This is a genomic window from bacterium (assembly GCA_022616075.1).
GTDB lineage: Bacteria > Acidobacteriota > HRBIN11 > JAKEFK01 > JAKEFK01 > JAKEFK01.
Genome location: JAKEFK010000001.1, coordinates 1 through 8,992, shown reverse-complemented (window position 1 = coordinate 8,992; position 8,992 = coordinate 1). Strand labels below are relative to the sequence as shown.

Here is an 8,992-nt window from a genome sequence, read left to right as displayed (position 1 = left end):
TCAATGCCGCCAGAATGGCGGCGCTCATTAGAGGAGCGCCAGCCTCCAGGCTGGCATAAATGACCGCCGGCATTCTGCCGGCATGGTTCGTTTAGAAAATCGTTCTCCTCGTAGATGCGGAAGCAAATGTAGAAACTCAAGTGCAGGCTGGAGACTGCGCTCCATCAGATGCTATGTGCGTCTACTTGTTTGCAAATCGTAGGCGGCGCGGATCAGAGTGCGCTGGGAAAAGGGGCTGAAGACCAGCGGAGGCACGCACGCCATCAGAAAAATTCCGGGCACCTTGTTTAACAAGCCGAAAGGCGCAATTGCCCAGAATGAATCCAGAGCGAAGATCAGTGGAAAAACTTTTCGAAACTGAACCCCGCTGGAGATGTGATCCCACATGACCAGGAAGAGCATGTGAAGCCGGATCGCTATTCCAAGAACCGCAGTCAGGATGAACCCAACTGCCAGATACGAGGCAGCCGGGGCCCCCAGCAGCGTGGCAAAACTCGATTCCATTGCATCGGACCATCGCAACGCGCATAGATAGAAGACGAGATACATAAATTGCAGGGCGATGAACAGAGTTCGAGCGAGACCGCGCGAAAGTGAGTACTCTTTCTCTGTATGATCGCTGATCAGGCTTACTTGCGCTCCCTGGCGAACGAAGTTTAGATCCCTGATTAGGTCCTTCGCCTTTTGATAGCGCGCATTGGGATCTTTGCGAAGACATTTTTCTATGATCTGGTTTATGGAGGCGAGGAGCTTTGGATTCAATGCATCAGCAGCTTCCGGCTGAACCGTTAAAATTTGCGCGATCGTTGCAGTGATGTTTGTTCCGTTGAAAGGTCTGCGTCCTGTGGCCATTTCGTAAAGAACCACACCAAAGCTGAAAATGTCGGACCGTTGATCCACTTCCTTTCCGAGAGCTTGCTCCGGACTCATGTATTGCACTGTTCCAAGCAAGGTTCCGGCCTGCGTAAATGCATCGGTGCTGAGCTGATCGACGTCCGCGCGGCCACTCCAATCCTGTTTTGCCAGACCGAAGTCGAGAATTTTTACGTGATCTTGCGAGCCCAGCATGATGTTTGCCGGCTTTATATCACGATGAACAATTCCGGCCTGGTGAGCCGAGTGGAGCGCTTCAGCAATCTGAAGCGCGATGGTTAGAATGGCGCTATTTTCTGCAGGACCTTCACGGATTTTTTCCTGTAGCGTTTCTCCTTCTACATATTCCATCGCGATGAAATGAATCCCGTTTTCCTCGCCGACTTCATAAATATGAGTGACATTCGGATGGCTGAGTGTGGAAGCCATTCGCGCCTCTCGCAAAAACCTTCGAAGCCGCTTGGTGTCTTCGGCAAGTTTTGCCGGTAGAATTTTCAATGCGACGTTGCGGCCGAGTTTCAAGTCCTGCGCGCAAAAAACTTCTCCCATACCGCCTTCACCGAGCTTTTTTAGAATGCGATAGTGTCCAATCTGTTCCGGCATCTTTTAATCAAAGTAGTGCGGGCGTCTCGCCTGCAGATTACGCAGACGGGACGTCCGCGCTACATTGTTTATATCCATTTGTTAAACTTTTTTGATGAGATGTCTCAAATCCAGATTTCGTATTAAACGATGCAGATAGTTCGGATGCACACCAAGCAGTTTTGCTGCTTCCGTGAAATTTCCCTGCGCGTTCTCCATCGCTTGTAGAATGAGCTTCTTTTTGATTTCTTGAACACCTTCATGATAGCGGGAAAGATCTCCCGCGCTTTTGGATTCGAGTAACGATTCAGGCAGGTCTTCCGGAAGGATGTGGTCGGCATTTCCCAGCACCACGGCATGTTCAATTGCATTCTGAAGCTCGCGAACGTTTCCAGGCCAATCGTAATTCATGAGGCGAGCGCGCGCTTCAGGCGAAATCCCAATGATTCTTTTCTGAAATTTGAGTCCGAATTGTGAAGCAAAATAGGTTGCGAGCAAAGGGATGTCCGCCGCGCGTTCTCGTAGAGCCGGGAGTTGAATCGAAAGTACATTCAATCGGTAGTAGAGGTCGTCACGGAATTTTCCTTCCTGAATCGCGTCTTTCAGATCTTTATTGGTTGCCGCGAGAACACGAATGTTCACTCGAATCGGCTGCGTGCCGCCAACCCGCTCAAGTTGCCGTTCCTGAAGGACGCGAAGTAGTTTCGCCTGCAGCGGGGGAGTCAACTCCGATACTTCATCCAGAAACAGAGTTCCACCGTCCGCCACTTCGAATTTTCCTTTCTTTTGAGCAATGGCGCCTGTGAATGCGCCTTTTTCGTGACCAAATAATTCACTTTCAAGTAATGGCTCTGTAAGCGCTGCGCAATTGATCGCTACAAAAGGCTTGTTTGCGCGCGGACTCTTCTCATGAAGCGCGCGGGCGACGAGCTCTTTGCCCGTGCCGCTTTCTCCTAGAATTAACACAGTGGAGTCGGTTGGTCCCACTTTGTTGATGAACTGAAGGACGCCCTGAATCTTCGGACTCTCCCCCAGGATTCCATGGGATCCTTCTTCCTCGTTCCGCAGCTTCCGGTTTTCCTCCACCAGCCACTCGACATGTTGCAGGTTTTCAAAGGCGATGGAAGCAATGGCCGCCATGGCGGAAAGCAATCGCAAATGTTCTTCAGTGAAAGCTGGTGTTACAGGAGCCTCCAGATAGACCAACCCTTGCACGCTCTCGCGCAATGACAGAGGCGCAGCAAGGACCGATCGCGCCCCCGAATCAGCCAGGCTCTTGGCCTCAGCAAAGCTTTGAAGTACATCGTTCGAAAGAACCGATTCGCCTTTGCTCAAAACAAGATTGCCGATTGTGCGGCTGATCCGGACCTTCGAACGATGTTCCGAAGTCTTGTCCCATGCGAAAATCGAAGAGTAGTCTTCCACCGATTTTTCCGCAAACAGGATCGCTCCTCTTTGCGCCGGAATTGCTTCAAATACCAGTTCCATAAATCTGCGCTGCACATCGCTTGTTTTACGAAGAAGGTGAATTTCAGAGCTGAATTTCCACAGCGCGTGAGATTCAAATTCCTCCTTCTTCAAAAAAATGGTGGACGGTGCGAGTTTCTCTTCCCCTAAAAGCAATTCGACGGAATCCTGAGCTGCTTCACCGTTCACAAGAAACAGGAATTGAGAGCTGCCAACGTCGATCCGGTCACCGTGTTGCAGGATTCTTTCTTTAATTGGAACTCCATTTACGAACGTTCCATTGAGGCTATCCAGATCGAAAAGTTTGCCCTGATTGACCACGCAATGCTGTCGCGAAACCGCAACATCGCTGATGTGCACGGTGTTCGAGGCGTCCCGTCCTATTGTCATCTTGTCAACGGCTGGGAATGTTTCCCCTTTTAAAGGGCCGGTCAAAGCCACAAGTTTTGGTTCCATTTGCTAATTCATTAGTATAACGCCTTGCGAAGCAGCACCGCAGAGACGCAGAGATAGGGGAAAAAACTATTCTGTTCTCTGTGTCTCAGCGCCTCTGCGGTGATGCTAACTTCGAATATAATTCAAGGATACTCGGAGTTGCCGGCTTGGGAAAACTTACCAGAAAAGGAACCCCAAAAAGGTCCATTTCGCCACCACGTTTTTTGGATTCCATTCTTGAAAGTCTTGTCGACTGTCTACTGATCGTGCATCCCAATGGAAAAATCAAGAAAGTGAATAAGGCTGCAATCGACCTTTTGGGATACACGCCTCGTGAACTTTTAAGGAAGAACTTCGCGGAACTTCTGGGAAGCGAAGACCTTTTCAACATGATGACGGGACTGATTGAAGGTGGATCGCTCCATGAATTTGAGGTGACGTTTTTCACAAAACACGGACGCGCCGTTCCGATGAGCTGTTCCGGATCCGCTTTGAACGATAAAAGAGGGGCCATGGAGGCAATCGTTTGCATTGCGAAAGACATCACAGAACGAAAACAAGCGGATCAGGCGCTGCGTGAAAGCGAAGAACGTTTTCGATCCTTATTTGAGAACGTGCCGATCGGGGTCTACCGTATGGCACTGGATGGAAGGATTCTGAACGCGAATAGTGCTCTGCTGAAGATGATCGGTTATGAATCTGTGAGTGAACTGGAGGCGGTGGATTTTGACAAAATTGCATTGGAAGGAGGGTATTCGAGGGAAGAATTTAGAGCTCAAGCATTAAAAGAAGATGAAATGCGTGGCCTGGAATGCGTCTGGCGAACGAAGGACGGGACTTTTTTGTATGTTCGTGAGAATTCCAAAATCACTCGTGATGAAAACGGCATACCGCTTTATTTCGAGGGAACCATTGAAGATATCTCGGAGAAAAAGAGGATCGAGCAAATGAAGAATGATTTTATTTCGATCGTTTCGCACGAGCTACGGGTGCCTCTAACGGCGATTCATGGTTCTCTGGGATGGATCTCTGAAAATTCCACAGATCTCCCGGAACGGGTCCGGAAAATGGTGCAGATCGCCAATCGCAGTAGCGACCGGATGGTCCGTTTGATCAACGACATGCTGGATATCGACAAGATTGAATCCGGGAAAATGATTTTCTACCTTCGGCCGTTGGATGTGATGACGGTGGTGGAGCATACGCTGGAAGCAAACCAGCCTTACGCGGAGCAGTTCCATGTCAAACTGGTTCTCACGGGACCTTTACCCGGGGCGAAGGCGCACGGAGACATCGATCGTTTTATACAGGTGCTTACCAATCTTCTTTCCAACGCCGCGAAATACTCTCCTGCGTACGGAGTTGTAGGAGTCTTCTTATCCAGGAAGGATGGTTTTATCCGGGTTTCCGTAACCGATAGAGGTCCTGGCATTCCCGAAAAATATCGCTCGCGAATTTTTCAAAAGTTTGTGCAGGTTCCGGGTGCGGATACTCGTCAGAAGGGAACAGGACTGGGACTCAGCATTTCGAAAGCAATCGTGGAGAAAATGGGAGGCCAGATCGGCTTTGAATCCGAGCCGGGAGCCGGTTCCACTTTTTATTTTGATCTGCCGGAGTATAAGGAGTAGTGGCAGAGCATTCGCCAAGATGCATGAAAAGATTGGGCAACTTCAAATTTGCTTGAACCAGTATGAAATAAATTGTCATCGAGCGAATGCTCTGTTTTACCGCGATTGCTAGCAGAGCATTTTCTCACCGATAATATTTCGTGCTAGAGTCAACGAGTAGTTTTCTAATATGTCCATACAAGTAGGATGGAAAATGCTCTGCCACCACCTCATGGTGGTGACGCTTCTGTTTTGTTTTTCCACTCTATTTGCTGACGACACCATGACGCAGTACGAGTTGCTCGCGCCAGAGACTCACAAATTCGGAATTCGATACGATGTTTCTGCGCTAGAGCCCGGATCGACGGTTTACTTCAATATCATTCGGCCGGGAAGCGAAGCAAGCGACGAGAGAGTGGTGGATCGCGCCTCCGGCAAAGAAATCAAGTTCGAAACGTCCACCGGCAAGGAAGCCAAAGAGGCCGGTCAAGCCGAGCCGGATACGGATGACAAAACTCCTTTTATTAAAGTGCTTTTGCCGAGACCTGTTCCAAAAGATGGTGAATTCCGTCTGCGTATTTTTAAGACTTACAAAGACGCGAAGTCTTACTTTCAGCAGGGGGACAAAATCATCTTTGAGCGATCTCTTTCGATCAAACGAAATACGATCGTTTTGCCTCCCGGTTATGAGCTTGTGGAAAGCACGGTTCCTGTTATTGTGAGCACGGAGGCGGATGGACGTGTGAAAGTCAGCTTGATCAATGATCGTGATGATGAAATCGCAGTAAAGGTTGTCGGACGGAGGATAAAACGATGACATGCAAGGTAGCGCGGGCGTCTCGCCTGCGGAGCTTCGCAGACGGGACGTCCGCGCTACTTTGTTGGATTGCTCTGTGCATCCTTCTTATATCCTGTCATGTATTCGCGCAGGATTCGCCATTTCATCGCGCGGAAGATGATCGCGAGATTACATACTGGTTACAGGATCCGGCCACACACCAATTTCGTTTTTCTCATGATTTCAATATCACCAGAACGGGACAGAAGCATGCTCACAGTTTTGTTCGCAAAGGAAGCACAGTGTCGGATGACATTACGTTCATTGATTTGGATACAGGCAAAACCTTGAAAACCAGAAAAAGCACGGGCAAAGCAGTAAACGCGCTCGGTTACTATCCGGAAAAAACGGATGAGGAAGATGTTGTTGTGGAAGGAGCATTGCTGACGCAGGTACGGGAAGGCGGTTCGGTTCGCATTCGCGTGATGGAAACATATACAGATGCACCCCGCTATTTTTTGGATAAGAACGGTGAGCTGGTCTGGGATCGCACCTTCGGAAGGTCCCGCAATGTGTTAAAACTTCCTCGTGGATGGATGCTTGTCTCGTGTAACTTTCCGGCCATCATCAGCGAGGATGAGGATGGATTGTTGACTCTTCGTCTCACCAATCCTCGCAACGATGAGCTCCACATAGTTGTGCGAGCGCGGAAAAGGAAAACTTAGGATAGAAACATGGAATTTGTCGACCAGAAACAGCAGGTCATTGCGTGGATTCTCTTATGGATGTGGATTGCCTTAACTATTTTTATTTTTTCCTACAAAGGCACAAAATCTGTTAAAGTGTATATCATCAATCTGTTACTTTTGATTGGCTCTCTTTACTTGTTTTTTGTAAGAGAATGAGATCATTCGCAAAAGAAGGACGGGGACTCTAGAACAAGAGGTTTACGTGGGGGCACCGAATCAACGGATGCCCCTACGATTCAACCTGGATTCCCACGTCAGACGCGAGCGCTTTGCGGACCACTACGCCGGCGATCGCAGCGTCCTGGACGCCCACACCGGTTAAATCGCAGAGTGTAATCTCCGTCTGGCTCATCCTGCCCGGGATATCACCGCTCACCACTTCTCCCAGTTCCCCATCAATGTCTTCTTCTGTTAAAACTCCCGCGGCGACCGCGTGATGGATTTCACCGAGTCGCAGGCATTGCGGAATACTGTCGGCAAAGATCCGATCGGCTCGTTTTAACACAGAAACGTCCAGTTCCTGTTTTTCCGGATTATCCGATCCCATGGCCGTTATATGGGTTCCCGGTTCAAGCCAGTCCCCAAAAATGATAGGTTCGCGACTGGGAGTGGCAGTGATCACGATGCAGCTTCCGCGCACCGCTTCTTCCGCACTGGATGCCGCCACGATCTCCCCGCGGACATGCTCTTTCATCTCCTTCTTGTATCGTTCGACATTCGCAGAATGGTGATCATAAACCATCAAGCGCTGGAAAGAACAAACGCGGCTCAGTGCTTCCAATTGAAATCGCCCTTGCGATCCTGCGCCTATGATAGCCACCTGTTCCACAGAATTCGGAGCCATGTACTTTGCAGCTACGGCCCCGGCGGCGGCTGTGCGAAGCTCAGTGAGATAACAGTTATCCAGCAGTATGGCAACCGGGAATCCGGTCTCGGAACTGAATGCCAGCATCATTCCTCCCGAAATGGGAAGATCCTTTTTGCGGTTTTCCCAGAAACCGGACGCAATTTTGACAACGTAGTCGCGTTCTCCAAAGATGTATCCCGCCTTGATATGAACTTCCCCTTTTTGGTCGGGCACATCCAGTTGAATTACGGATGGTAGCGAAGCCTGTTTCATGGAATAGGCAATGAAAGCTTTTTCCACTGCGGCAATTGCTTCTTCGATCGTAACCGCCTTGCGAATCTGTGCTTCATTTAAGACGCGGATCGCCATATCATTTTCCCCTTATGAGTGATTCACCACGGAGTCACGGAGGTCACGGAGATAAAAATGATCCTTATTTTCTCTGTGCTCTCCGTGACTCCGTGGTAAAAATTCTATCTTCCGCTGAAACGCGGCGGCTTATTTAGCCATTGGCTCTTTTAGCTCCACCACCAGAACGTGGCATTCGTTTTTGCCGGTATTGTGACCGCTGTGCGATAGCGCCGGGAACCAGACCACATCATTTTGTTTGACCGAGGCTGTCTCCGACTTGCCATCTGCGCCTGTAAATATCAAAGTGCAGTCGGTCATAGCATAACCAAGATGATCCGGATGAGAATGCATTGGGATTTTGCCATCCGGCTTTAACGTTACATGGTGAACTCGGACGCGATCGTTCTCAAATAGCTTCTTATAACTATCGGGCGCAACAACATTTGGATCTTGCGCCCATACGAACGAAGTGAAAACGAGCATGACTGAAAAAAGGAAAAGCATAGAACGAAACTTCATAGTCCCTCCTGTTGGATTCGGCATTGTTGATGAAGATAAGTCCATTCATTTTACATGGAGCTAGCGCCCTGAAACAAACCGGATCTCTTCTAAAATAATTTTGCCAGAAATATTTCCGGTCCATTCAAGATTGTTGTTCACGACAAAAAAATTGCGGCGGATGCAAAGCGGAACAAACGCATTCGAGTCCATGGCGATCTTCATGCTTTCATTCAATAACAGACGTCTTCGTTCTACTTTCATTTCGCTCGCGCTTTGTTCCAGGATGCGGTCGAGTGTTGGATCAGAAAACCCGGAGAAATTTAGCGCTCCGTACTCTCTGCCCTGTGTTTTTGTATGAAAACCGAAGTAAAGTATGTCACCACTGTCCTTTACAGGAAAGGTCCATTGTACAAGGTAAGCAGGGAGCTCCTGCGCTTGCAGCAAACCGTCTAGTTCCGCCCATTCCAGCTCGCGTTTCTCCAGTTCTATGCCCAGCGGTTGCAATTGCCGGACAAGGGGATCCGCAATCTTACTGCTGCCTTTTCCGAAGTACAAAAACTGGCGAAAACCATCACGAAAGTTCGACTGTGCGATTATCTCTTTAGCTTGTTTCAAATCCTGCCGGGGAACCATCAGGTCTGTGGAGTATCCAAATACTTCCGGCGGAACCAACTGATTGCTTCTTTCTGCCAGACCGAAGAATGCTTCATTGATCAGTAGTTGCTGATCGATAGTCAGAGCTACTGCTCTGCGCACTGCAGGATCGGAAAAAGGATTTGAAGAATCCTTCACGAGAAATCCG

The 8,992-nt window shown here is 49.1% G+C and carries 9 protein-coding genes; 4 read left to right on the top strand and 5 right to left on the bottom strand.

The genetic code is table 11. From position 1 onward, the window contains the following. Positions 1 to 171: 171 nt before the first annotated feature. Together L0156_00045 and L0156_00040 are read right to left on the bottom strand one after the other, a co-directional pair. Positions 172 to 1,476: a serine/threonine protein kinase gene (locus L0156_00045; GenBank protein ID MCI0601383.1), complete on the bottom strand. Its 1,305-nt coding sequence runs from the start codon at positions 1,474 to 1,476 to the stop codon at positions 172 to 174. 81 nt (positions 1,477 to 1,557) lie between these two features. Then, positions 1,558 to 3,378, bottom strand: a complete 1,821-nt coding sequence (locus L0156_00040; protein MCI0601382.1) for a sigma 54-interacting transcriptional regulator — start codon at positions 3,376 to 3,378, stop codon at positions 1,558 to 1,560. A 146-nt stretch (positions 3,379 to 3,524) separates the two neighbouring features. On the opposite strand from L0156_00040, the gene L0156_00035 reads away from it, so the two are divergent. From L0156_00035 to L0156_00020, 4 genes are all read left to right on the top strand, one after another. Further along, positions 3,525 to 4,985 (top strand): PAS domain-containing sensor histidine kinase, encoded by a 1,461-nt coding sequence (locus L0156_00035; protein ID MCI0601381.1) that lies wholly within the window; start codon positions 3,525 to 3,527, stop codon positions 4,983 to 4,985. A gap of 169 nt (positions 4,986 to 5,154) precedes the next feature. Beyond that, complete coding sequence (locus L0156_00030; protein ID MCI0601380.1) at positions 5,155 to 5,781, top strand: hypothetical protein; 627 nt, start codon at positions 5,155 to 5,157, stop codon at positions 5,779 to 5,781. Further along, the gene (locus tag L0156_00025; GenBank protein MCI0601379.1) at positions 5,778 to 6,467 is read left to right on the top strand and encodes a hypothetical protein; all 690 of its coding nucleotides are present in this window, start codon (positions 5,778 to 5,780) and stop codon (positions 6,465 to 6,467) included. The genes L0156_00030 and L0156_00025 overlap by 4 nt, the downstream gene beginning before the upstream one ends. Before the next feature lie 9 nt (positions 6,468 to 6,476). Beyond that, complete coding sequence (locus L0156_00020) at positions 6,477 to 6,647, top strand: hypothetical protein (protein ID MCI0601378.1); 171 nt, start codon at positions 6,477 to 6,479, stop codon at positions 6,645 to 6,647. A 73-nt stretch (positions 6,648 to 6,720) separates the two neighbouring features. Here the strand turns inward: L0156_00020 and L0156_00015 are convergent, their stop codons facing one another. The 3 genes from L0156_00015 to L0156_00005 all read right to left on the bottom strand — a co-directional run. Continuing rightward, positions 6,721 to 7,707 (bottom strand): ornithine cyclodeaminase family protein, encoded by a 987-nt coding sequence (locus tag L0156_00015; GenBank protein MCI0601377.1) that lies wholly within the window; start codon positions 7,705 to 7,707, stop codon positions 6,721 to 6,723. A 129-nt stretch (positions 7,708 to 7,836) separates the two neighbouring features. Then, positions 7,837 to 8,208 (bottom strand): cupin domain-containing protein, encoded by a 372-nt coding sequence (locus tag L0156_00010; protein ID MCI0601376.1) that lies wholly within the window; start codon positions 8,206 to 8,208, stop codon positions 7,837 to 7,839. Between the two features lie 60 nt (positions 8,209 to 8,268). Continuing rightward, a partial coding sequence (locus L0156_00005) for an ABC transporter substrate-binding protein (GenBank protein ID MCI0601375.1) occupies positions 8,269 to 8,992 on the bottom strand: 724 nt, incomplete at its 5' end.